This window comes from Mycobacterium kansasii ATCC 12478 (genome assembly GCF_000157895.3).
GTDB lineage: Bacteria > Actinomycetota > Actinomycetes > Mycobacteriales > Mycobacteriaceae > Mycobacterium > Mycobacterium kansasii.
This window is the reverse complement of the sequence record NC_022663.1, coordinates 3,890,695-3,913,497: the sequence shown is the minus strand read 5'-3', so window position 1 is coordinate 3,913,497 and position 22,803 is coordinate 3,890,695. Positions and strand designations below refer to the sequence as shown.

General features: G+C 66.4%; 21 protein-coding genes. 6 read left to right on the top strand and 15 right to left on the bottom strand.

What is annotated here, in order from left to right; all coding sequences use genetic code 11:
* Nucleotides 1–16: 16 nt before the first annotated feature.
* A complete protein-coding gene (locus MKAN_RS32610) occupies nt 17–151 on the bottom strand; it encodes a hypothetical protein (protein ID WP_254893890.1) in 135 nt (44 codons plus the stop codon).
* Nucleotides 152–434: 283 nt separating this feature from the next.
* Entirely contained in the window at nt 435–1,292 is an 858-nt protein-coding gene (locus MKAN_RS17005) for an endonuclease domain-containing protein (RefSeq protein ID WP_023370209.1), read from the bottom strand.
* Between the two features lie 216 nt (nt 1,293–1,508).
* Between MKAN_RS17005 and MKAN_RS17000 the strand changes: the two genes are divergently transcribed.
* The gene (locus MKAN_RS17000) at nt 1,509–2,819 is read left to right on the top strand and encodes a DUF1800 domain-containing protein (RefSeq protein WP_023370207.1); all 1,311 of its coding nucleotides are present in this window, start codon (nt 1,509–1,511) and stop codon (nt 2,817–2,819) included.
* Nucleotides 2,816–3,997, top strand: a complete 1,182-nt coding sequence (locus MKAN_RS16995; protein WP_023370205.1) for a DUF1501 domain-containing protein — start codon at nt 2,816–2,818, stop codon at nt 3,995–3,997. The genes MKAN_RS17000 and MKAN_RS16995 overlap by 4 nt, the downstream gene beginning before the upstream one ends.
* Here MKAN_RS16995 and MKAN_RS16990 read toward each other — a convergent pair.
* From MKAN_RS16990 to fgd, 3 genes are read right to left on the bottom strand one after another with little or no spacing between them, the layout of a single operon-like run.
* Nucleotides 3,959–5,131, bottom strand: a complete 1,173-nt coding sequence (locus MKAN_RS16990; protein WP_023370203.1) for an acetate kinase — start codon at nt 5,129–5,131, stop codon at nt 3,959–3,961. The genes MKAN_RS16995 and MKAN_RS16990 overlap by 39 nt on opposite strands.
* The gene (gene pta, locus MKAN_RS16985; RefSeq protein ID WP_023370201.1) at nt 5,121–7,211 is read right to left on the bottom strand and encodes a phosphate acetyltransferase; all 2,091 of its coding nucleotides are present in this window, start codon (nt 7,209–7,211) and stop codon (nt 5,121–5,123) included. The genes MKAN_RS16990 and pta overlap by 11 nt, the downstream gene beginning before the upstream one ends.
* Nucleotides 7,212–7,218: 7 nt before the next feature.
* Entirely contained in the window at nt 7,219–8,229 is a 1,011-nt protein-coding gene (fgd, locus tag MKAN_RS16980; protein ID WP_023370199.1) for a glucose-6-phosphate dehydrogenase (coenzyme-F420), read from the bottom strand.
* A 225-nt stretch (nt 8,230–8,454) separates the two neighbouring features.
* Here fgd and MKAN_RS16975 point away from each other — a divergent pair, with 225 nt between their 5' ends.
* The gene (locus MKAN_RS16975; protein WP_023370197.1) at nt 8,455–9,219 is read left to right on the top strand and encodes an MBL fold metallo-hydrolase; all 765 of its coding nucleotides are present in this window, start codon (nt 8,455–8,457) and stop codon (nt 9,217–9,219) included.
* A gap of 130 nt (nt 9,220–9,349) precedes the next feature.
* On the opposite strand, the gene MKAN_RS16970 is transcribed toward MKAN_RS16975, so the two are convergent.
* From MKAN_RS16970 to MKAN_RS16945, 6 genes are all read right to left on the bottom strand, one after another.
* Nucleotides 9,350–10,033, bottom strand: coding sequence for a class I SAM-dependent methyltransferase (locus MKAN_RS16970; protein WP_036394677.1), 684 nt, complete (start codon nt 10,031–10,033; stop codon nt 9,350–9,352).
* A 102-nt stretch (nt 10,034–10,135) separates the two neighbouring features.
* A complete protein-coding gene (locus tag MKAN_RS16965; RefSeq protein WP_023370191.1) occupies nt 10,136–11,470 on the bottom strand; it encodes an NtaA/DmoA family FMN-dependent monooxygenase in 1,335 nt (444 codons plus the stop codon).
* Complete coding sequence (locus MKAN_RS16960) at nt 11,467–12,582, bottom strand: LLM class flavin-dependent oxidoreductase (RefSeq protein WP_023370189.1); 1,116 nt, start codon at nt 12,580–12,582, stop codon at nt 11,467–11,469. The genes MKAN_RS16965 and MKAN_RS16960 overlap by 4 nt, the downstream gene beginning before the upstream one ends.
* Nucleotides 12,579–13,664 (bottom strand): LLM class flavin-dependent oxidoreductase, encoded by a 1,086-nt coding sequence (locus MKAN_RS16955; RefSeq protein WP_023370187.1) that lies wholly within the window; start codon nt 13,662–13,664, stop codon nt 12,579–12,581. Before MKAN_RS16955 ends, MKAN_RS16960 begins: the two co-directional genes overlap by 4 nt.
* A 13-nt stretch (nt 13,665–13,677) precedes the next feature.
* Nucleotides 13,678–14,583 (bottom strand): SAM-dependent methyltransferase, encoded by a 906-nt coding sequence (locus tag MKAN_RS16950; RefSeq protein WP_023370185.1) that lies wholly within the window; start codon nt 14,581–14,583, stop codon nt 13,678–13,680.
* A gap of 36 nt (nt 14,584–14,619) precedes the next feature.
* Nucleotides 14,620–15,000: a DUF3054 domain-containing protein gene (locus MKAN_RS16945; protein ID WP_023370183.1), complete on the bottom strand. Its 381-nt coding sequence runs from the start codon at nt 14,998–15,000 to the stop codon at nt 14,620–14,622.
* 35 nt (nt 15,001–15,035) lie between these two features.
* Between MKAN_RS16945 and MKAN_RS16940 the strand changes: the two genes are divergently transcribed.
* Nucleotides 15,036–16,223, top strand: a complete 1,188-nt coding sequence (locus MKAN_RS16940) for an acyl-CoA dehydrogenase (RefSeq protein WP_036394758.1) — start codon at nt 15,036–15,038, stop codon at nt 16,221–16,223.
* 79 nt (nt 16,224–16,302) lie between these two features.
* Nucleotides 16,303–16,929, top strand: a complete 627-nt coding sequence (locus MKAN_RS16935; RefSeq protein ID WP_023370179.1) for a hypothetical protein — start codon at nt 16,303–16,305, stop codon at nt 16,927–16,929.
* Nucleotides 16,930–16,976: 47 nt separating this feature from the next.
* Here the strand turns inward: MKAN_RS16935 and MKAN_RS16930 are convergent, their stop codons facing one another.
* Both MKAN_RS16930 and lpqS read right to left on the bottom strand, forming a co-directional pair.
* Nucleotides 16,977–18,140, bottom strand: coding sequence for a PPE family protein (locus MKAN_RS16930; RefSeq protein ID WP_023370176.1), 1,164 nt, complete (start codon nt 18,138–18,140; stop codon nt 16,977–16,979).
* Between the two features lie 185 nt (nt 18,141–18,325).
* Entirely contained in the window at nt 18,326–18,748 is a 423-nt protein-coding gene (gene lpqS / locus MKAN_RS28825) for a putative copper homeostasis (lipo)protein LpqS (RefSeq protein WP_133163489.1), read from the bottom strand.
* A 287-nt stretch (nt 18,749–19,035) separates the two neighbouring features.
* Between lpqS and MKAN_RS16920 the strand changes: the two genes are divergently transcribed.
* The gene (locus MKAN_RS16920) at nt 19,036–20,451 is read left to right on the top strand and encodes an NAD(P)/FAD-dependent oxidoreductase (RefSeq protein ID WP_023370172.1); all 1,416 of its coding nucleotides are present in this window, start codon (nt 19,036–19,038) and stop codon (nt 20,449–20,451) included.
* Between the two features lie 270 nt (nt 20,452–20,721).
* Here MKAN_RS16920 and MKAN_RS31390 read toward each other — a convergent pair whose 3' ends face one another.
* On the bottom strand, nt 20,722–20,922 hold the full coding sequence (locus tag MKAN_RS31390; RefSeq protein WP_023370170.1) for a hypothetical protein: 201 nt from the start codon (nt 20,920–20,922) through the stop codon (nt 20,722–20,724).
* A gap of 449 nt (nt 20,923–21,371) precedes the next feature.
* Entirely contained in the window at nt 21,372–22,442 is a 1,071-nt protein-coding gene (locus tag MKAN_RS16910; protein WP_023370168.1) for an SAM-dependent methyltransferase, read from the bottom strand.
* Between the last annotated feature and the right edge of the window lie 361 nt (nt 22,443–22,803).

Here is a 22,803-nt window from a genome sequence, read left to right as displayed (position 1 = left end):
TAGGGGTATTTGGGCGTTACGCGTGCGCGGCGTCGAGCGTGTTCGACGAGGCGTCGAGCGTGTTCGACGCGGCGTCGAGCGTGTTCGACGCGGCGTCGAGTGTGCAGCCACGGCGTCGAGTGTGCAGCCAGGGCGTCGAGTGTGCAGCCACGGCGTCGAGCGTGCAGCCAGGGCGGAAGGATCGCCCAATTACCGCCCAGGATGCAATGTCGATGCCATAGATGCACACTGGAAACCACTGCTACACAACCAAACTGCACTCCATCGGCAAATGCTCGCCCTACACGTCACACCGCCATAAATGCACACTGGAAACCACTGCCACACAATCAAACTGCACTCCATCGACGTCAACTCGCACTACACGCCACACCACCCAGGTAAACCCACTGCTAACCAACAAGACTTAATCCGGCACCCGCGGTAAACCCTTGTTAGACAATCGAACTCCGCTCCGCCATCGCCGCCTGTACGCGACGCAGGATGTCTGCGGGGCGATCCTCGGCGACCACCCGGATGACGATCCACCCCAGCTGCTCGAGCATCTCGATGCGGCGAATGTCCTTGACATACTGCTGGCGGTCTCGTTGATGATGGTCGCCGTCGTACTCGACGGCGACCATATAGTCTTCCCAGCCAAGGTCGAGATACGCGATCGGCATGCCATCCGCGCCCGATACGGCTATCTGGCTCCGCGGCCGCGGAAATCCGGCATCGATCAGTAGTAGCCGCAGATAGCTTTCCCTGGGTGACTGCGCGCCGGAGTCGACGAGCTCCAACGCGATCTCCAGCTGCCGCACGCCGCGCGCCCCGGGATGACGGGCGGCGACGCACAGCACATCGTCGACCTTGAAACCCGTCGCCCGGGCCAGCGCGTCCAGCCGGACCACAGCTGAGCGGACCGCTCCGCGACGGCCAATGTCGAAGGCGGTGCGCTCGGGTGTGGTGACTGCGCGCCCGTCGACGGTCTGTATTTCTCCGTCGCCCAGAACGTCGCGCCGCGTCAGCACACCGTGCGGCGGCCGGGAGTTTCGACATATCAGCTCTACAGGGAAGTCGTCGGGAATCCACTTGGCGCCGTGCAACGCCGCAGCCGCCGCACCCGCGATTACGGCCGAACCCCGCGACCACAGCCACGCAGCAGCTATCCGCTGTTCCAGCGACACCTGCGCCCGTCGCGACAGGTAGACATTCGGCAATACGGCGCGGTAGTGCGTGCGCAGTTGATGCCGGGTCAATGCTCTACACGCCAGTGCCTCGCTGCCGAGGAACGGCGCTTGCGAATCCCACATGCGGGCAAGATTGGCACGCAGACCGCCAACCGTGATTACCGATTTCCACAGGCTTGGAATCGAGTGCATCCACGGCCGCGAGTGAGCGTGTACGGCGGGTATCACCGCCTGAATCCCTGCGTGGTCTCACACTGAGAGCCGTCACCGCACGCTCGACGCCAGCGACACCACCGCCGCACATAGCGAAAACACAGCTTCACCCGCCACAGTTATCGCATGGCCGGGCAATCCGCGCGGTGGATCACCACGGCCCGAGTCCTACGTCGGGCCGGGTTCGGGGCGAGCGGCCGCGAGGTGGACGCGGTGGCTGGTCAAGACTGGCCGGCCCACCTCGACGACATCCTGGCCGCCGACCCCGACGCGGACCCGGGCGCGCGAGAAACCCCGATGCCGGTACTGCCCACGCCGCGGCCCCGGGCCAAGAAGGCAACACCGGCGATGCGAGAAGAGTTCAAGCGCGAGTTGGCCGAGCAACAGGCCGTGCTTACCGGATGGTGGCTGCGCCGCATGGTCGCCGTCCGGCAGCCGCTACGCGAGAAGCTGACCCTGTTGTGGCACAACCACTTTGCCACTTCGGCGCGAAAGGTCCGGGTCCCGGCATATCTGGCGGCGCAAAACCAGAAGCTGCGCACCCTGGCACTGGGCGACTTCCGCACGCTGGCCTATGCCATGCTCACCGACGCCGCGATGCTGCGCTGGCTGGACGGGCAGAGCAATACCGCCAAGGCCGCAAACGAGAACCTGGCTCGGGAGTTCATGGAGCTGTTCGCGCTGGGCCACGGCAACGGCTACACCGAGGACGACGTACGCGCCGGTGCTCGCGCCCTGACCGGATGGGTGATCGGCACCGGCGGCCACACCATGATGCTGCCCAGGCGCCACGACTTCACCGCCAAGACGCTGTTCGGGGCCACCGGCAACTTCGACGCCGCCGGGTTCTGCGACGCCGTGCTCGCCCAGCCGAAGTCCGCGCAGCACGTCGCGGGCCGGTTGTGGCAGCAGCTGGCCGCCGACGAACCGCCGCCCCCGGCGGTGCTCGACCGGCTGGTCAGCGCCTACGGCCCCAACCGCGACCTGCGCGCCCTCACCCGCGCCGTCCTCACCGACGAGGAGTTCACCGGGGGCCGGGCAACGGTCGTCACCACCCCGGTCGAATGGCTGGTGGGCGTCATCCGGTCGCTTCGGGTCCCCATCGACAACCACCTCAAACTGATCGAGACGACACTCAAGGTGCTGGGACAGCGGCCATTCTTTCCGCCGGACGTCGGCGGCTGGCCGAAGGGCCAGGTGTGGCTGTCCACCGCGTCCGCCGGGACGCGACTGCGCACCGCCCTCCACCTGGCAAACACGGCCGACCTGTCAACAGTCGAAAACACCGCGGCGCAAGACCGGATCGATGCCGTGGGCTACCTGATCGGCGTGGGTGCATGGTCGGACCGCAGCGCCCGTGCGCTGGCCCCGCTGGTACGCCGACCGCCCCAGTTGGTCGCCGCCGCCGTCAACACACCGGAGTACCTGACGTCATGATCAACCGCCGCAGATTCCTGATCGCCAGTGCCGGCGCCGGCGCGGCCGGTCTGCTCTCCGGAGCGGTGGCGGTCAGCTGGCGCGATCTGCAGCACGCGGCCCACGACCGTCCGCTGCCCGACGACGCCGGCGTGCTGGTCATCGTCACGCTCTACGGCGGCAACGACGGGATCAACACCGTAATTCCCTACGCCGACAACGCATATCACGACGCACGTCCCGAACTCGCCTACACTGCAGGCGATGTCGTGCAGCTCGACGCGCAGCTGGGACTCAATCCGGGACTGCGGGGTCTGACCCAACTTTGGCAGCAACGGCAACTGGCGATCGTGCGCGGCGTCGGCTACCCGAAGCCCGACCATAGCCACTTCCGCTCCATGGACATCTGGCAGACCGCATCGCCGGCCGAACCGGCTTCGACGGGCTGGATCGGCCGCTGGCTCGACGCCACCGGAGACGACCCGCTGCGGGCAGTCAACATCGGCGCCGTCCTGCCCCCGCTGGCGGTTGGCGAAAAGCATACCGCCGCAGCGCTTTCCACCAACCCAGCGACGCAAGCCAACGACAGGTTCGACGCGACGATGCAGGCGCTGAGTGCGACCGACCCGGACGACACCCCGGCGATGGCGGCGGTTTCCAGGTCCTATCGCGACGCGCGCACCACCGACGCGGCGTTCGCGTCCATCAAGACGGACGGCTCCCATAATTCGCTGGCCACCCAGCTGAACATGGTGGCCGCGGCGGTCAAGGGGCGGGTGCCGGCCCGCGTCTACACCGTGCAGCTCGGCGGATTCGACACCCACGCCGACGAACGCGACACACAGCAACGGCTGTTGCAGACGTTCGACGAAGCCGTCACCGGGTTCCTGCGGGAGATGGCCGGTGATCGCTGCGGCCGCAACATCGTCATACTGGCGTATTCGGAGTTCGGCCGCAGGGTGGCTGCCAACGCTTCGCAGGGCACCGATCACGGCACGGCCGGGCCGGTATTCGTCGCGGGGGTCCCCGTCAACGGCGGCTACTACGGCGACGAGCCCAGTCTCACCGACCTCGACCGCGGAGACCTCAAGTCCACCACCGACTTTCGCGACATCTACCACGAGCTGCTGGTGCATACGCTGGCAACCGACCCGACACCATCAGTCGGAACCGGCCGGACCAGCCTGGGTTTCCTGTAAGCAGTCCCGGGCGATTGCCAATTCCTCGTTGGTGGGGATCACCAGTACCGCAATCGGCGAGTCGTCCGTCGAGATCTGCCGGGCCCCGCCCGCCGGAGCGGCGTTGCGTCCCGCGTCGAGTTCGAGGCCAAGCTCACCCAGTCCGGCCAACGCGTCACGACGCACCGCGGCATCGTGCTCGCCGATGCCTGCGGTGAAGGTCAGCGCGTCGGTGTGGCCGAGCACGGCCAGGTAAGCACCGATGTACTTGCGTAACCGGTGGATGAATACGTCGTAAGCCAATCTTGCTGCAAGGTCGCCCTGTTCGATCAACTGGTGCAACCGCCGGAAGTCGCGTTCACCGGCCAGGCCCAAGATACCGGAGCGGTGGTTGAGCATCGACTCGATCTCGTCCACACCCATGTTCGCGGTGCGCCACAGGTACCACATGATGCTCGGGTCGACGTCACCGCTGCGGGTACCCATCACCAGACCCTCCAGGGGAGTGAGGCCCATGGAGGTGTCGACCGGGCGGCCGGCCGCGATCGCCGACGCCGACGCACCGTTACCCAGATGCAGCACAATCTGATTCAGCGTCTCCAACGGTCTGCCCAGGAAGGCGGCGGCCTGCTCACTGACGTTGCGGTGCGACGTGCCGTGAAATCCGTAACGACGGATCTGCCACGCCTCGGCCAACTCGCGGTCGATGGCGTAGGTCGCCGCCGCGGCGGGCAGGTCATGGAAGAACGCCGTGTCGAACACCGCGACGTGCGGGATATCGCCGAGCATGGTGCGCGCCACCTTGATGCACAGCAGCGCGGGCGGGTTGTGCAGCGGAGCCAACACCGACAGCTCCTCGAGCCGGGCCACCACCGCATCGTCGAGAACCGTCGGCCGGTGAAAGTCCTTGCCGCCGTGCACCACCCGATGCCCGACGGCCATCAGGCCACAGGTCGCCACGTCAATGCCGTCCTCGGACAGCATGTCGAAAGCACGACGCAGCGCGGCGTCGTGATCGCGGACCGAGGACGACGCTTCGCCGATCCGCTCGATGTTGCCCGCCGCCCGCGACATACCCGACACGGGATCGATCAACTGGAACTTCAGCGACGACGAGCCGGAGTTGAGCACCAGCACCAGGCGACTACCGGTCATCGCCGATCCCCTGCGCCTGGATCGCGGTAATGGCAACCGTGTTGACGATGTCCTCGATCAGCGCCCCGCGCGACAAATCGTTCACCGGCTTGCGCAGGCCCTGCAGCACCGGGCCGATCGCGATGGCTCCCGCCGAACGCTGCACCGCCTTGTAGGTGTTGTTGCCGGTGTTGAGGTCGGGAAAGATCAGCACCGTCGCCCGGCCGGCCACCGGCGAATCATGCATCTTGGCGGCCGCGACCGCGGGGTCGACTGCGGCGTCGTATTGGATGGGCCCCTCCACCAGCAGCTGCGGCTCCCGTGAGCGCACCAACTCCGTTGCCTCCCTGACCTTTTCGACGTCGGCTCCGGTCCCTGAGGCTCCGGTGGAGTAGGACAGCATGGCCACCCGCGGTTCGATGCCGAACTGCGCGGCGGTGCGCGCCGAGCAGATCGCGATATCGGCCAACTGCTCGGGCGTCGGGTTCGGCACGATCGCGCAGTCGCCGTAGGCCAACACCCGATCGGGCAGGCACATCAGAAAGATGCTGGACACCGTCGAGATACCTGGGGCCGTTCTGATGATTTCCAGGGCGGGACGAACGGTGTGCGCGGTGGTATGGGCAGCTCCGGACACCATGCCGTCGACGTGGGAATTGTAAACCAGCATGGTGCCGAAATACGATACGTCACACATGATTTCACGTGCCAGCTCGGCGGTGATGCCGTGCGACTTCCGCAATTCGGCATATTGCTCGGCGAAGTGGTCGCACAGCGGGCTGGTACGCGGGTCGAGCACCTTTGCCTGGCCCAGATCCACGCCGAGTTCGGCTGCGCGCGCCCGGATCCGGGCCTCGTCGCCCAGTATCGTCAGCTCGGCGATGCCGCGTTGCAGCAGGCGGCCGGCGGACTTGAGGATGCGGTCGTCGTCGCCCTCGGGAAGCACGATGTGTTTGCGGTTCGAACGCGCGCGTTGCTGCAAGCCATAGGTGAACATCTGCGGTGTTGTCACGGTCGGGATCGGAATGGCAAGGTGGGTCATCAAATCGGCGGTGTCGACGTGGCGGTCCATCAGCTCCAGCGCGGTGTCGATCTTGCGCTGCGAGGTTGCGGTGAGCCGGCCGCGAGCCGCCGCGGCGGCGCTGGCCGTCTCGTAGGTACCCAACGTGGTGGCGATAATCGGCAACCTCAGCCGCAGCCCCGACACCAGCGCCGCGATCGACGGATGCAGGTCGAACCCACCGTTGAGCACGATGCACGACAGCGACGGAAACCCTTCGGCCGCATGGGCGCTGGCGACGGCGAGCACCACGTCCGAGCGGTCGCCCGGGGTGATCACCGCCATGCCTTCGCCCAGCCGCTCCAGCACGTGATCGGCGGTCATCCCGGCCACCAGCACGTCCATCACCTCGCGATTGCGCAGCGGCGCCTCACCGCTGATCGCCGTCCCGTCGACGGCCCTTTCCAATTCGGCCACCGTCGGCGCCGACAGCAGCGGCTCCTCGGGCAGCGCGTAGCTTGGCGGACCGACGATGCGCAGCGCTTCGCGGATGGCCGCCAATTCCGCGGGCTCGCAACGGTTGGCCACCACCGCCGCGGTGTGTGCGTGGTGGGCCGACAGCTCGGCCAGACACACCCCGACGACGCTGACCACCTGGTCGGCGGTGCGGCCTTTGGCGTTGACCGCCAACAACACCGGCACGCCGAGGTTGACCGCGATCCGGGCGTTGACCGACAGTTCGGTGGGGGTGGCGACGTCGGTGTAGTCGCTGCCGACGATCACCACCGCGTCGCACTTGTGCGCCATCGCGTGATACGCGGCGACGATGTCGGTGATCGCGGTATCGGTGTCGGCGTGCAGGTATTGGTAGGTCACGCCCACGCATTGCTCGTAGGGCAGGCCGGCGGTGGTGTGCTCGAGCAGCAGCTCCAGGAGATAGTCGCGCGCCCCGGATGCCCGCGTAAGTGGCCGGAACACACCGACTTTGGCAACCGTCGCCGTCAACCGGTGCAGGATCCCCAGCGCGATGGTCGCCTTGCCGCTTGCCGGTTCGGGCGCAGCGATGTAGATCGCAGTGGTACCCGGGGAGCTGGAGGACACCTGCCGTTCAGCCCAGCCGTCGCAGTCGGGGCGCCAGGTCCGTTTCGAAGAGCTGCAGGAACCGGAGCTGGTCGTGCCCGGGCGCGTGGAACACCAGGTGGTTGAGGCCCCACGTCACGTACTGGCCCACCTTTTCCACGGCTTCGTCGGGGTCGGAGGCCACGATCCAGCGTTTGGCGATCTGCTCGATCGGCAGGGCGTCGGCGGCCTTCTCCATCTCGATCGGGTCGTCGATGCTGTGCTTCTGTTCGGCGGTCAGCGACAGCGGCGCCCAGAATCGGGTGTTCTGCAAAGCCAGCTCGGGATCGGGGTCATAGGAGATTTTGATTTCGATCATCTTGTCGATGTCGTCGGTGTTGCGGTTGGCCGCGGCCGCCCCTTCCAGGACGCCCGGGATCAGCTTTTCGGTGTAGAGCTCTGCGCCCTTGCCCGACGTGCAGATGAAGCCGTCGCCGGCGCGGCCGGCGTATTTGGCCACCGCCGGACCGCCGGCGGCGATGTACACCGGCACGCCGCCCTCGGGCACGTCGTAGATGGAGGCGCCCTTGAGCCGGTAATACTCGCCGTCGAAGTCCACGCGGTCGCCGCGCCACAGCTCCCGCATCAGCCGCACCGATTCGCGCAGCCGGGCGAAGCGTTCCTTGAAGTCTGGCCAGGCCCCCTCGTATCCGGTGGCGATCTCGTTCAGCGCCTCGCCGGTGCCCACACCCAGGAACACACGGTCCGGGTACAGACAGGCCATGGTGGCGAACGCCTGCGCGATGACGGCGGGGTTGTAGCGGAAGGTCGGGGTGAGCACCGAGGTACCCAGCAGCACCCGCTTGGTGCGCTCGCCGACGGCGGTCATCCAGGACAACGAGAACGGCGCGTGCCCGCCCTTGTGGCGCCAGGGCTGGAAATGGTCACTGACCGTCGCGCTGTCCATGCCGTGAGCTTCTGCGGCGACGCCAAGTTCGACGAGCTCGCGCGGGGCGAATTGTTCAGCCGATGCCTTGTATCCGAGTTTGAGTTCAGCCACTCGTTCTTTCTACTCCTGGACCCGAGGAGCCGGTGTCGGCGCCGCACCGAAACCAGGCGTGAGCGCTGTAGCCGAATGGCGACCCGATTGCGCCCGATTGCATCCCTGGGCAGCCCGGATCCGAGTCCGGCCGTGGCGATTATCGGTTGTTGACGCTCAAACGCGGTGCAGCCGTTAAGCTGACCGCGGTTATCGGGCTGGCAATGCCTTGATGTAGGAGAAGACATGGCCCACCACCTGAAGACGGAGCTTGTTCAGGTTACCGACAAGGTTCAGCTCGCCCATGGGCAAGCGGTCAACTGGGTGCTGGTGACCGACGACACCGGGGTGATGTTGATCGACGCCGGTTATCCCGGCGATCGCGAGGAGGTGCTGGCGTCGCTACGCCTGCTGGGCTATCAGCCCGGGGATGTCCGCGCAATTCTGCTGACCCACGCGCACATCGACCACCTGGGCACCGCGATCTGGTTCGCCCGAGAGCATCACACCCCGGTGTACTGCCATGCGGACGAGGTCGGGCACGCCAAGCGCGAGTACCTGGAGCAGGTGTCGCTTCTGGATATCGCGTTGCGCATCTGGCGGCCCCGGTGGGCGGTGTGGGCGGCCCATGTGGCGCGCAGCGGCGGCCTGGTCCGCGACGGCATCCCGACCGCGCAGCCGCTGACCGCCGAGGTGGCCGCGCAGTTGCCGGGCCACCCGATGGCCGTTTTCACTCCCGGACACACCAACGGGCATTGCTCGTATCTGGTGGACGGTGTGCTGGCCAGCGGCGACGCCCTGATCACCGGCCACCCGCTGCTGCGCCGCGACGGTCCGCAACTGCTGCCCGCGATTTTCAGCTACAGCCAGCAGAACTGCATCCGCAGCCTGTCGGCGCTAGCTCTACTGGAAACCGAGATTCTGGCGCCCGGCCACGGTGAGCTGTGGCGCGGCCCGATCCGTGGCGCCACCGACGAGGCCCTGAAGCGAGCAGGAGCATTCGCCCGCTGATCAGGGCCGGCCCGCTCACTCGGCCAGGTCGCCGACCACGAAGAAGACGTTCGCGCAGGACATTTCCACGTCACAGAACAATTGCTCGTAAGTCACGTCGATCACCTCCTTCCGGATTCAAGGACGATTTTCACCGTCGCTTCGCCAGCAACCACCGGGTCGAATTGGGCGCGGCGGTCGTCAGGGTGAGCCCGGCCGCCGTCAACTCGTCTCGCACGGTCGCCGGGCTGACGCGCTGCAGCACGAGCGACTGGTGCCATCGCCGGCCGTCGGCCGTCAAGGTGAACTCACCCGTGACGATGCCGCCGGCGTTCGAGTGGATCGTCAGGGCCGCTTCCGCTCCGTCGAAAGTCAGGGTTTTGGTCCAGCCCTCCTGCCGGGACGCCAACATTGAGGGCGGCACCCATTCGATGATGGCCTGCCCGCCCGGCCGGAGGTGGTGGGCAACCGTTGCCAGCATCGATCTGCGCAGCTGGGCGTCCGGGTAGTTGATCAGATTGGAGACCAGCAGTACGGCGTCGAACTTCTCGCCCAGTCGGGCGTCCTCGATGCGGGCCTGAATCGCTCGGGCGCGACGGATGTGTGCGAGCATCTCGGGCGAGTCGTCGACGGCCGTGACCCGATGACCGAGCGCGGCCAGAGCGTCGGCGATACGCCCGGTGCCGGCGCCCAGCTCCAGCACCGAACTGTTGGGTGTCAGCAGCGACTGAATGTGCTCGATTTCGCCCAGTGACGGCATCCGCCGGTAGATTTCGACCGCGCTGCCGTCCTGTGTCACTACACTGACACCGGGTACCGTTGTGCTGCTTGACATTCAGGTAACTTTCCCGTCAGGGCCGATCATCATATTGTCAACCGTGGTTGTCGACACACTATAACGTCGTGGCGCCGCGGGCAAGCCGCGTTTGCGGAATCCTTACACCCGCGCGCCCGGCCCCAGGCCCAAATGCTCACGCAACGTCGCACCGGCGTACTCGGTGCGGAACGCACCGCGCGCCTGCAACAGCGGCACCACCCGGTCGACGAATTCGTCCAGGCCGTGCGGTGTCAGATGCGGCACCAGAATGAACCCGTCGCACGCGTCAGCCTGCACATAGCGGTCCATTTCGTCGGCAATGTGGGCGGCGGTGCCGACGAACTGCTGTCGGCTGGTGACGGCGATGACCAGCTCGCGGATCGAAAGGTTTTCCGCCGCCGCCTTGTCGCGGTACCGACGCGCCAGCGCCACGGTATCCACGTGGCGGACGCGCCCCTGGCTGACGGCGCTGTCGGCGATCGGCTCCACATCCGGCAACGGGCCGTCGGGGTCGTAGCCCGACAGGTCACGGCCCCACACCTGCTCGAGCATCGCGATCGCGGTCGCGCCGCTGACCTGTTGACGACGGATGTGCCGCGCCTTGTCCTGCGCTTCGGTCCCGGTGTCTCCGATGACCACGGTCACTGCGGGAAACACCTTGAGCCGGTTCGGGTCTCGGCCATAAGAGCGGGCCCGGCCCTTCATGTCAGCATAGTAGCGCTGGGCGTCTTGCAGCGATGCGTGCAGGGTGAACACGGCGTCGGCATGGCGAGCCGCGAATGCCCGACCCTCCGCGGAGTCGCCAGCCTGCAGCAGCACCGGATGCCCCTGCGGCCCCGCCGGAAGGGTGGCGAAACCGCGCACGTCGAAGTGGGTGCCAGAGTATTCGATGCTGCCGATTCGGCCCGGGTCTACGTAGACGCCGTTCTCGACGTCGGCCAGCACCGCGCCGGGCGCCCAGCTGTCCCAGAACTTTCGGGCCACGGTCAGGAACTCCTCGGCCCGCGCGTAGCGGTCGCCGTGGTCGAGGAAGCCGCCGCGGCGAAAGTTGGCACCGGTGAACGCGTCCGACGAGGTGACGATGTTCCAGCCGGCGCGACCGTCGGACAGGTGGTCGAGCGTCGCGAATTGCCTTGCCACTTCGAAGGGTTCGTTGAAGGTGGTGTTGATGGTTCCAGTCAGACCGATCCGGTCGGTGACGCCGGCCAGCGCCGCCAGCACGGTGAAAGTGTCCGGGCGGCCCACCACGTCCAGGTCGTAGATCCGGCCGCGATGCTCGCGCAACCGCAGCCCCTCGGCCAGGAAGAAGAAGTCGAACAGGCCGCGTTCGGCGGTGCGGGCCAGATGCACGAACGAGTCGAATTCGATCTGACTGCCGGCGTCCGGGTCCGCCCACACCGTGGTGTTGTTCACGCCCGGGAAGTGGGCCGCGAGGTGGATGGGCCTGCGACTCACATCAGCCCCCACCTGTGCGCGATCAGTTCATGTGAGCGCAGCCGGTCCTGGTGCCGGTGCGTCACCGAGGTGATGACGAGTTCGTCGGCGCCGGTGACCCGCTGCAGTGCGTGCAACCGCTGCGCCACCTCGTCCGGGTTGCCCACGAATTGCGTTGCCAGCCGGTCGATGACCACGGCCCGCTGCTCCTCGGTCAGCGGCGCGCAATCGGCGGGGTCGGGGTAGGGGATCGCGCCGCCGCCGGCGCGGATGGAGTAGACCCAATGCCCGTAACTGGCTGCCAGGTGCCGGGCGGTGGCGGTGTCGTCGGCCACCACGACGTCCGCCGACACGACGACATATGGCTGCGGCAGATACACCGACGGCACGAAGGCGGCGCGGTAGGCGTCGACGGCTTCCAGCGCGGTGGCCGGGGTGAGGTGATAGCTGGCCACAAACGGCAGTCCCATCGCGCCGGCCAACGCAGCACTGCGTCCCTTGCTGCTGCCGAAGATCCACGGGGTCAGCGCGGCTCCTTCGCCGGGCACCGCGTGTACCTCGAAGTCGTCCACCCGATAGGTGCCGGCCAACATGGCGATGATGTCGCCGACCTGCTCGGCGAAGTCAGGTGCGACCGCCTCGGGCTGCTGCAGGATCGCCATGGTGGCTTGCACCCGGCCGCTTGCCAGCAGGGTGCGCAGGTCAAACGGCGGCGGTATCACCACACCGTCGACCTCGCGCCACTCAACCGGGGGCCGCGGTGCCCGAGGTTTGGCCGGGTCCCTCGGCTTGATGCCGCGTCGCTGCGCGGACCGGCCCAAGCCCAGATCGATGCGACCGGGATAGAAGGCGTCGAGCATGCCGAAGCTCTCGACCACCGCGGCGGCGGTGGTGTGGCTGAGCTGGACCGCGGCCGACCCCACCCGAATCCGGTTCGTAGCCGCGGCAATTTGACCGATCAGCACCGCCGGTGCGGCGCTGGCGACCGCGACGAAGTGATGCTCGGCGATCCAGAAGCGGCGATAGCCGCACCGCTCGGCCTGCTGAGCAAGCTCGACGGTGTTGCGCAACGCCGTCGCCGCGTCGCTGCCGGCGCTGATCGGCGACAGGTCCAGGACCGATAGCGGGATCACCGGCTCACCGCCGCATATCGGTTGGGCGTCGACGGCAGGCCGAGTCGCTGGCGCAGCGTTTCAGTGTCGCGATACCCCGTCCGGAACCGGCCGGCACGCTGTAGCAGCGGCACCACCTCGTCGACGATCACCGGAAGATCGAAAGCGTTCACCGCGGGCCGCAGCCGCGCACCGTCGATGCCGCAGCGCTGCCAATTCAGCAGCAGCTCAACCAAATCCGATGCGTTGCTGGTGAAGATGAGTGCGTCGGAGCGGAAGTCGCCGGCACCGTGGAAGGAAACCACTACGTCGGCAAACACTTTCAGCTGCCCGCCGGCGGCGCGCACGTCGTCGAGGATGCTCCGCAGCGAATCGTCGGTCGGCGTGATAAAGACGACATCTGCCGCTGCAGAAGCGAACTCGTAGACCGGCACTGCGTGCGCCAGGGCGGCCACCACCGGCTGGCCCTGCGGCGGCCGCGGCGTTATCGACGGCCCCTTGACCGCGAAATATTTTCCGGTGAAGTCGACGTAGTGCAATTTGTCCCGGTCGATGTAACGCCCCGTGGCCACGTCGCGGATCACCGCGTCATCTTCCCAGCTGTCCCAGAGCCGGCGCACCACCTCGACGTAATCCCGTGCCTCGTCGAACAATTCGTCGGGGTTCACCGGGCGGCGGCCGAACAGGTCCGCCTCGTGGTTGGTGACACTGACCCTCGGCTGCCAGCCGGCCCGGCCGTGCGACACAAAGTCAAGCGTGGCAATGGCTTTCGAGATGTGAAAGGGCTCGGTGTGGGTGACCGTCGCCACCGGGACCAGACCGATGTGCCGGGTCGCCGGGGCGATGCGGGCCGCGACCAGAACGGCGTCGGCGCGGCCGGCCAGCCGCCGCGGATCGATCCGCTCGCGGCGGCCGGGCTGCGGCATCAGCGTGTCGTCGATGGTCAGAAAGTCGAGCAGGCCGCGTTCGGCGGTAACCGCCATGTCGGCCCAGTAACCCCCGCTGAGCACCGACCGGGACTCGCCGGTCGCGGTCGCCCGCCAGGCTTGCGGGTGCCAGCCGTACCCGTCCAGCGCGACGGCCAGATGCAGCAGATCCGTCATGTCAGCCCTAGACCTAGACCAGCGTCGCGGTGACATATCTGGGGGTGATCGCCACGTCACGGGGCCGGACACTCCAGCGGCCCGGCATTCCCATCGCGGCGAACAGCTCGCCGACGTCGCGTTCCACCGTCTCCCAGCCGTTGGATGCCAACCATTCCGGCAGATAACGGTATTCACCCGGATACGTCAGCGCGGCCAGGTCAACGTCCAGCCCGAACTTTCGCCAGCGGTCGACGAAAGCCCGTCCCGCCTTCTGCTGTAACGGTGTCCAGGTGGGCATATGATCGGCGGCGAACCGGCTGCCGACCGCACTCACCGCGGTGAGGTCTTTCAGCAGCCGCTCCTGCCCGCCGGGCGGTAGGTAGCCCACGAGCAGGTTCTCGGCAATCCACGCCGTGGGCTGGTCCGCGTCGAAACCGACCCGCCACAAGGCCGCCAGCCAATCCTGACGAAGGTCGATGCCAACCGCACGGCGGTGCGCGGTCGGCTTGGCGCCCAGCCCGTGCAACAAGCCGGTCTTGAATTCGATCACTCGGGGCTGATCTATCTCGTACACCGTTGTTCCCGGTGGGAACCACAGCCGGTATGGCCGGGCGTCCAGGCCAGACCCCAGGATCACCGCCTGACGAATTCCCGCCCGGCCCGCGTCGGCAAGGAAACCGTCGAGGAACCGGGTGTGCGTCACCAGGATGTCGATGAGCCCGGCCGTTGTCCGGTTGTCGGCCTCGTCGGCCTCGTCCAGATCTCCGTCGATAATCCGGGCGAAGTACGGCACTCCCGCGGCGCGAACCAACGGTTCGGCGAACGGGTCGTTGAGCAACCCGGCGCCGGCGGCGACGGCCCTGGCGGTGGCGCCGAACGTTGCGGTTACCCCGACGCCGGTGGCCGCGTCCCAGTCGTCGTCATCGGTGCGTACCATCGGGCCTCACCTCGTCAGCGCCTCGTCAGGGCCTCGTCAAGCATCGGAACGGCGGCGCAGCATCAGCCCGGCGGCCGCGCGCCAACCGAGCAATAACACGCCGGTGACCGTCGAGGCGACCACGACGAAACTCACCGCCACACCGGCCGACGTGGCCTTGCGCAACACCATGCCGACCGCCACCGTGCCGATCCAGACCACCACCCCGGTGGGTGTCATGCTGGTGGGCCGTCGCCAGCCCCGCGACACCAGCCATCCGGCAAGGGTCCCGCTCAGAAACGGCCACGCGGTTGTCGCAACGCCGGCGACGCTGATGCCCTCGGCATGGCTGCGGCGCCCGATGGTGCAGAAGATCAGGACGGCGACCACGTCGGTGGCCAACGCGCCCATCCAGGTGAGCCGGCGCCGCGGTTGCATGAAGCGAGACTACCGGGCCGGGCAGGATGTTGGTCATGAGCACTGACACACCGCCCGCCTTCGACCGCTACGACCCGCTCGGGCTGGACGCGTCGCTGTCCGCCGATGAACTCGCGGTGCGCGACACCGTACGGCAATTCTGTGCCGAGCAGATAACGCCGTTCGTCACTGAGTGGTTCGAGAACGGCGACCTGCCGGTGGCCCGCGAGCTGGCCAAACAGTTCGGCCAACTGGGCCTGCTGGGAATGCATTTGCACGGCTACGGATGTGGCGGCTCGTCCGCGGTCCACTACGGCCTGGCCTGCCTGGAGCTCGAGGCCGCCGATTCCGGCATCCGGTCATTGGTGTCGGTGCAGGGTTCGCTGGCGATGTTCGCCATTTGGCACAACGGCTCCGAGGAGCAGAAGCAGCAATGGCTGCCCCGCATGGCGGCCGGCGAGCTGGTCGGCTGTTTCGGGCTGACCGAACCCGACGCCGGGTCCGACCCGGCCGCCATGAAAACGCGGGCCCGACGTGATGGCTCGGATTGGGTGCTCGACGGGCGAAAGATGTGGATCACCAACGGTTCGATCGCCGACCTCGCGATCGTGTGGGCCGGTACCGACGAGGGAATCCGCGGCTTTATCGTGCCCACCGACACCCCGGGCTTCACCGCCAACACGATTCACCACAAGCTCTCGCTGCGGGCGTCGATCACCAGTGAATTGGTGCTCGACGATGTCCGGCTGCCCGCCGAAGCGATGTTGCCCAACGCTATCGGCCTGCGGGCGCCGCTGGCCTGCCTGTCCGAGGCTCGTTACGGAATCGCCTGGGGCGCAATGGGTGCCGCCCGGTCCGCGTGGCAGTCCGCCCTCGACTACGCCACGCATCGCACTCAATTCGGGCGTCCCATAGCCGGATTCCAGTTGACTCAGGCAAAACTGGTCGACATGGCTGTCGAACTGCACAAGGGCCAGCTGCTGGCACTGCATCTCGGACGGCTCAAAGACCGTGTCGGCCTGCGTCCCGAGCAGGTCAGCTTCGGCAAGCTCAACAACACCCGCGAAGCGATCGAGATCTGCCGGACCGCGCGGACCATCCTGGGCGGCAACGGAATATCGCTGGAGTACCCGGTGATCAGGCACATGGTCAACTTGGAATCGGTGCTGACCTACGAGGGCACCCCCGAGATGCACCAGCTGGTGCTCGGCCAGGCCTTCACCGGCCTGGCCGCATTCCGCTGAGCCAGCCCGCGCCGATGGTTCAGCACGTTCTGTTCGAATCCGCCCCATCCGTGGTGCCCGGACAGTAGATGATAGGCGTATGTCACACCGGATCGTTGTCGCCGTCGCTGTGTGCGGGCTGTCGCTGGGCGCTCTGACGGTAGCCCCCAAGGCAGCCGCCGACCCCACCGTTACGCTGCCGCCGATGACCTCCACCGGCAGCGGTCCGATGATCGCCGGCACCGGCGCGGCGCCGGGCCTTTCCCAGCAACTGACCGGCCTCAACAACCCGAATGTCCAAGAGGTCGACGGCTCGGACGCGGCTCAATTCATCACCGCGGCCGCCTCGGTGACCGACCCGCAGCTGGCCGCGCCCTTCGTGCTGCTGCACCGTGCGTTGGCCTGCCAGGGCAACGGTGCGGGGTCGGGTCCCCCGTTCGGGGCCCGCGCCTACCGGCGTGCCGACGGGCGGTGGGGAGGCGCGATGCTGGTCGCGGCCAAGAGCGCCACCGCGAACGTCGATGCATTGGTCAGCTGCGTCAAGACCAATTGGCGCCGCTCAACGGCGGGCGGCGAAAACGCCATGTGCAACAACGGCTGGACCACCCCGACCGACGGCGATCTGCGGCGCACCGAGGTCTACTACATCTTGCTCGCCGGCACGGCCGCAGATTTCTGCACCGGGCTCAACGCCAGATACGCCACCAACGCCAGCGGCTGGCCGTGAGCCGGCCCCGTCGCCCGGTCCTTCGCTACGCACGGGACCCGGCGGGCTCATCCGCCGAACAGCGGGCGCGGCATCACCGTGGGGGGCGCCCCGGGCCGTGACGTCGTGCCGTTCAGCCCGCTCGCACCACCGCGGTTAGGCATTCCGGCAATCGGCAACCCGCCCAACAGGTTTCCGCTCGCACCTGACTGGGCCGCCGCAACACCGGCGGCGCCGCTCAATGGCGCGGCCGCGGGGCTGACCGTCATGGCGGCCGAGGCCCAACCCGGCGGCACCGACAACGGTCCCAGCGACGCGGCCTTGCCCACCTCGGCCGAGACAGCCGCTGCGGTCCCCGCCGTGAACAGCCCTGCCGCCGGCGCCACCGCTCCGACACCGGACAGTGCCGAGCCCAGCGTCGCGGCTTCGCTCGCCACCGCGGTGGTGGACGAGCCGAGAAGCTTTGCCACCGAGCTCACCGAGGACATTGCCGACATCGTCGAACTCATCGTCGACGCAGCCGCGCTGGCGGGCGAAGTCAACGAGGTCAGCAGGCTCAGGCATTCCGCGAAGTTCCACCCGGAGGTCGACGCCGTTACCGGCTGCGCGAGTTGTTGCAACGCCAGGGGCACCGTCGAGATGGCGCTGAGCATCGAGGCGTTGACCGCCTGCCCGGAGGCCGCGGCCTGGTCAGCCAGCCCGGCCGGATTCGTCATCTCGGGGGGTGGCGCGAAACCCGTCAAGGTCGACGCCGCAGCCGAAGCACCGGCATAGCCATACATGGCGGCGGCATCTTGAGCCCACATCTCCCCGTATTCGGCTTCGACGGCCGCGATCGCGGGAGCGTTGACACCCAACACGTTGGTCGCGCTCAGCAGCATCAACAAGGCACGGTTGGCCGCGATCACCGGTAGCGGCACAACGGCCGCGAGCGCCGTTTCGAAGGCGCCCGCGGCCGCCTGCGCCTGAACAGCGCTCTGCCGGGCGAGGTCCGCGGTCGCCGTCATCCATGCCAGGTAAGGCCCGGTCGCCGTCGCCATCGCCACCGCGGCCTGGCCTATCCAGGTTTGGCCGGTGATGGCCGAGATGGTCGCGGCGCAGGAATTCGCCGCGCAGTAGAGCTCGTCGGCTACTGCTTCCCACCCCGCCGCGGCAAGCAGCAGCGACCCGGCTCCCGGGCCGGCATACATTTTTGCCGAAGTGACCTCGGGCGGCAAAGCACCGAAATCCATTTCTCTTGACCTCCAACTGAATTAGCTCTACGCGCACTGCGCCGAACGTCAGATACTGGGCCGTGCAGCAACTTTGACGCCTGAGGCGACGGCGGAAATCCCGATCACAATTAGAACGACCGCCGAAGACATACCGATTGCCGGTTTCCAGCCGAGCCGTGAACGGGGCGCGGCCGCTTGACCGGTCAGCGACGCGCTACGCAGAGCCGGGTCAAGAGCACCCGGCCGGAGGTGACGCAATGTGGCGTGGCAGGCGGACTGCGCCCACCGAACGCCACCGGGTCAACGAGCAGACCAACGAGACCGGCCACCGCGAGCATGGCGACGACACCCAGGGCCGGCGTGACCGACTGCGGCAGTACGGCCGTCGCCAGCTTGCCGGGACAAAGCGATGCCGCAGCGTCGGAACGCTGCGCGTGCTTCCCGTTGATCACCAACTGATCGGTCGGCGTCGCGAGGCGCGACTGTGATGGGTGGGCCGGGGAAAATTCCCATCGCGGCAACCCGCAATGACCGCCTACCACCCCGAGCAGCAACGCGGCCAGAGCCGCGATAAGCGCAGATCGGCCAAGCAGCCTCGAAACAGGGCCCGCCTGCCGGATGTCCACGGCGGCATCATATACCCCCCACCCGTATATTGCAACCGCTGTGCCGCGCCGCGGAATGGCACCGCACTTCATCGCGACCGCACCCATCCGATAACGCCACCGAACGAACGAGACTGGCCGGCAATAGGTTTGCTTCCGTACATGACCGGAGAGCAGACGCAGATGGTGCTCCGCGCACGGTGGGGCCCGGAAACAATCGACGTCAGCCCGGGCAAAGTCGTACGGTGTACATGCGCCGCAGTGACCCCGAGACTGTCGCAGCGAATGACGAAAACTGAAGGAGGACCATGACGCCCCCATCCAGCGAAGGCTCGTCCGTCGGCAGGCGCCATCACGTCGTCATCATCGGAAGCGGGTTCGGCGGCCTGAATGCGGCCAAGAGGCTCAAGCGGGCCGATGTGGACATCACCCTGATCTCCAAGACGACCACCCATTTGTTCCAGCCGCTGCTGTACCAAGTGGCCACCGGGATCTTGTCCGAGGGTGACATCGCCCCGACCACCCGGCTGATCCTGCGCAACCAGAAGAACGTGCGGGTGTTGCTGGGTGAGATCATCGACATGGACCTGAACGCCAAGACGGTCACATCGAAATTGATGGACATGCAGACGGTCACGCCATTTGACAGTCTCATCGTGGCAGCCGGCGCGCAGCAGTCCTATTTCGGCAACGACGATTTCGCCATCTTCGCGCCCGGCATGAAGACCATCGACGATGCGCTGGAGCTGCGCGGCCGCATCCTCGGTGCGTTCGAGGCCGCCGAAGTGGCCACCGACCATGCCGAGCGCAAACGCCGGCTTACCTTCGTCGTGGTCGGGGCCGGGCCCACCGGTGTGGAACTCGCCGGTGAGATCGTCCAGCTCGCCGAGCGCACCCTAGCCGGGGCATTTCGAACCATCACGCCCAGCGAGTGCCGGGTGATCCTGCTCGACGCCGCGCCCGCGGTACTGCCGCCGATGGGCCCGAAGTTGGGCCTCAAGGCGCAACGAAAGCTCGAGAAGATGGACGTCGAAGTCCAGCTGAACGCGATGGTGACTGCCGTGGATTACAAGGGCATCACCGTCAGGGACAAAGACGGCACCGAGCGCCGTATCGACTGCGCATGCAAGGTGTGGGCGGCCGGAGTACAGGCCAGCCCGCTGGGCAAGATGGTGGCCGAGCAGTCCGAGGGAACCGAAACCGACCGCGCCGGAAGGGTTGTCGTGGAACCCGACCTGACCGTCAAGGGGCATCCGTATGTCTTCGTCATCGGTGACTTGATGGCGGTGCCCGGAGTCCCGGGGATGGCTCAAGGCGCCATCCAGGGGGCACGATATGCGACCACGATCATCAAGCACGCGGTGAAGGGCCACGACGACCCGGCCAACCGCAAGCCGTTCCACTATGTCAACAAGGGCAGCATGGCCCTGATCTCCCATTTCAGCGCGGTCACGAAGATCGGCAAGATCGAGTTCGCCGGCTTCTTCGCCTGGCTGGCGTGGCTGCTGCTGCATCTGCTGTACCTGGTGGGCCACCGCAACCGCATTGCCGCCGCGTACTCCTGGGGGCTTGCCTTCCTGGGCCGCACCCGCGGCCAGATGGCCATCACCAGCCAGATGGTCTACGCCAGGCTCGCGATGCGCTATGTCCAGGCGCACGCCGAACAAGGCGCGCTGGCCGCTGCCGAACAGGCCGAAAAGGCCGAACAGCGCGCCGCCGGCTAGCCAGATCGACACTCACCGGACACTTCCTTCCAGACACAACACGTGAACGAAGCAGCGGCCCTTCCCTCCCCGCGGGTTGTGTCGTCCAGCGGCTCGATCGGTACTACGACCGCCTCCGACTCCACCCGGCGCCGAAACACTTCCCGGCTCCATAGCGGTTATAGGACAAGCTATTCCCAGCAATTCGCAGTGCGTTTCGGCCGGGAGGGCCTCCCCAGTTCCCGCCGCCACCGTCTGAACGTTCCGCGCCCTCTTACGCCGGGGAGTCCCTCACAGCTGCACTTCCATGATCTTCACCGCTTCCATGGCCTTCACTCCTTCAATCACACCGGACCGAGCGGTTGGGGAAGAAGTCCCATCTTCGGGATCAGCAGTGGCGGTCAGGGCCGCGCCGGCGCCAGTGTCAGCTCCGAAGGAGCCGACCGGCAGCGCGGCGGTGTCGGGCTGGGTCGTCGTCAGAGATCTGAGCAAAGTTGCGGTATCCCTGGCTGGCCGACGGCGCAAAAGAACGCAGGCTTATGAAAGAACGCAGGCTTATATAGGCAGATCACCACGTCGGCATATCCGGTGAACTTCTCGGCGATATCGGGTGCGCCGATCGGAACGCCAACACGACCCGACTCGTGCCCCTGAGCACGTGCCACTTCGCACGCGGCTGAAGGGGCAGCAGTACAGCTCGGGCATGCCGAACTTGCGACACATCAGATTGTGTTCGTGGGTCGGTGGCCGGCTGCGCCGCACCCAACCGCGCCGCCTTCGTTCGCCGACTTGCGCCGGGGCCAAAGCCGACGGGTCTATTCGGCTCTTCCGCGCCTTCGTCCGCAATCGCAATCGAAATCCGCGATCCTTCGGTCGGGCGGCCCCGCTCCCTGCCAGCGCACAGCAGGAAGTGACATCAACCCCAAAGACCCTGCAGATACCTACCGGCCGCGAAGCTGGTACAGCTGCCATTTGTGAATGGCCGGGCTCGCCGCACCGCCAAGCAGTTGCCAACGCCAGGGATCGTAGAGCTCGTACAGCATGGAGATAAAGAAATATCGAGGATCCCGTGTTGCTAGATTCTTGTAGAGGGCTAGTACTTCTTTTCGATGTGCTCGCTCAGCCGCGGAGTTCAGTAGCCCCCAGTCAATGGAAGTCCGCAAGTAGTGCGCAGTCATTTCCCACTCGCGCACGAGCTGCAAATTAGAATCTCTTGCGGCAAGCACATAGTCGTCGCCGGTAGGGTACCAGCCGGAATAGAATCTGTTGAGAATGCTCCAGTAGAACTCGTCGCTTTGACTTGGCAAGGCCATCGGGTGTTTGATTACTTGGCATGGATTCTGCCGCTGCCGGCAGTGGAGGCTAGTAACCACTAAACGCCCCCCTTCCTGCAGCACACTTGCACAGGAAGCGAACATGCGTCTCCAGACATTATGCTCGGCGCCAACCAAAGCATCGGCTGCCGCAGCAAAGTGTTCAGTGCTGCCGTTCATTACAATCGCATCGAACTCGTTCTGCCTAAAGGTGTAGCTGAGTTCGTCGACACTTGCGAGCCGTACATCCAGGCCACGGCGTTGGCAGTCGATTGCCTGGGGGCGCGAGACAGTCACGCCACTAGCGACAATGCCTAATTCACGGCAGCGTTCAAGCAAGGTACCATGGCCGCAACCCACGTCCAGAATGCGGTCACCCTCCCGAGCACCGGTGGCCTGTATCAGCAGATTGATCTGAGCAGCCTGAGCATCGGTGTATGTTGCACTATTGTTGAGATATATCCCCTCCGTATAATCAGGCAGACCAGTAATTTTTCGAAATGGATCGAGTAACAGTTCGTACGCTTTGGCGCCAGGAGCGTGCAGATACTCGTCAGTCTGACGGCGTGATAGACGTGCGGCCGTCTCTGCTATCAGGTGAAATACGCGGATCAGAATTCTATTTTGGTTTCTAAGAGACTTGAACTTGTAGGGCGGCAACTCGGGACGGATGGCTGCCGCCTGGTCAATCACATCCATTGCGGTAGTAGGACCCCCATGCGGTTCAACGTTAGCTATCACGGTAATCGATGATCTCACACCCGAGATGGCAGCGGCCGGCGTTTAGTTGGGAAACTCAGTTTTCGCGATGGCCTAAGTAGTTGCCCGACCGCCGCGGAGATCGCCGGTTGATCTTGATTCCAGCTTCTTCGCGGGCGACGGCGCCGCGCGTGTTCCTGGACCTGGCTGACAGGACAGTCGGAAAGGGACTGGCTACTGCAGTCGGGTGCAGCAGCCGACAACCGGCGATGCTTGGGGCGGCCCGCCACCGAGCCGCAAGAGTTACGCCGTGGATATGGGAGGAGTCGGAATGTGTACCTGCGCTAGCAGCGACCAGACT

Excerpts from the sequence above, each read along its gene's own strand:
- MKAN_RS16920 (WP_023370172.1), top strand. The coding sequence starts at position 19,036 with ATGACGCCCCCATCCAGCGAAGGCTCGTCCGTCGGCAGGCGCCATCAC.
- MKAN_RS16955 (WP_023370187.1), bottom strand. The coding sequence starts at position 13,664 with ATGACGGATCTGCTGCATCTGGCCGTCGCGCTGGACGGGTACGGCTGG.
- MKAN_RS16950 (WP_023370185.1), bottom strand. The coding sequence starts at position 14,583 with ATGGTACGCACCGATGACGACGACTGGGACGCGGCCACCGGCGTCGGG.
- MKAN_RS16940 (WP_036394758.1), top strand. The coding sequence starts at position 15,036 with ATGAGCACTGACACACCGCCCGCCTTCGACCGCTACGACCCGCTCGGG.
- MKAN_RS16910 (WP_023370168.1), bottom strand. The coding sequence starts at position 22,442 with ATGGATGTGATTGACCAGGCGGCAGCCATCCGTCCCGAGTTGCCGCCC.
- MKAN_RS16975 (WP_023370197.1), top strand. The coding sequence starts at position 8,455 with ATGGCCCACCACCTGAAGACGGAGCTTGTTCAGGTTACCGACAAGGTT.
- MKAN_RS16930 (WP_023370176.1), bottom strand. The coding sequence starts at position 18,140 with ATGGATTTCGGTGCTTTGCCGCCCGAGGTCACTTCGGCAAAAATGTAT.
- MKAN_RS16990 (WP_023370203.1), bottom strand. The coding sequence starts at position 5,131 with ATGACCGGTAGTCGCCTGGTGCTGGTGCTCAACTCCGGCTCGTCGTCG.
- MKAN_RS16945 (WP_023370183.1), bottom strand. The coding sequence starts at position 15,000 with ATGCAACCGCGGCGCCGGCTCACCTGGATGGGCGCGTTGGCCACCGAC.
- MKAN_RS16935 (WP_023370179.1), top strand. The coding sequence starts at position 16,303 with ATGTCACACCGGATCGTTGTCGCCGTCGCTGTGTGCGGGCTGTCGCTG.
- MKAN_RS16995 (WP_023370205.1), top strand. The coding sequence starts at position 2,816 with ATGATCAACCGCCGCAGATTCCTGATCGCCAGTGCCGGCGCCGGCGCG.
- MKAN_RS17000 (WP_023370207.1), top strand. The coding sequence starts at position 1,509 with ATGGCCGGGCAATCCGCGCGGTGGATCACCACGGCCCGAGTCCTACGT.
- MKAN_RS16970 (WP_036394677.1), bottom strand. The coding sequence starts at position 10,033 with ATGTCAAGCAGCACAACGGTACCCGGTGTCAGTGTAGTGACACAGGAC.
- MKAN_RS17005 (WP_023370209.1), bottom strand. The coding sequence starts at position 1,292 with ATGTGGGATTCGCAAGCGCCGTTCCTCGGCAGCGAGGCACTGGCGTGT.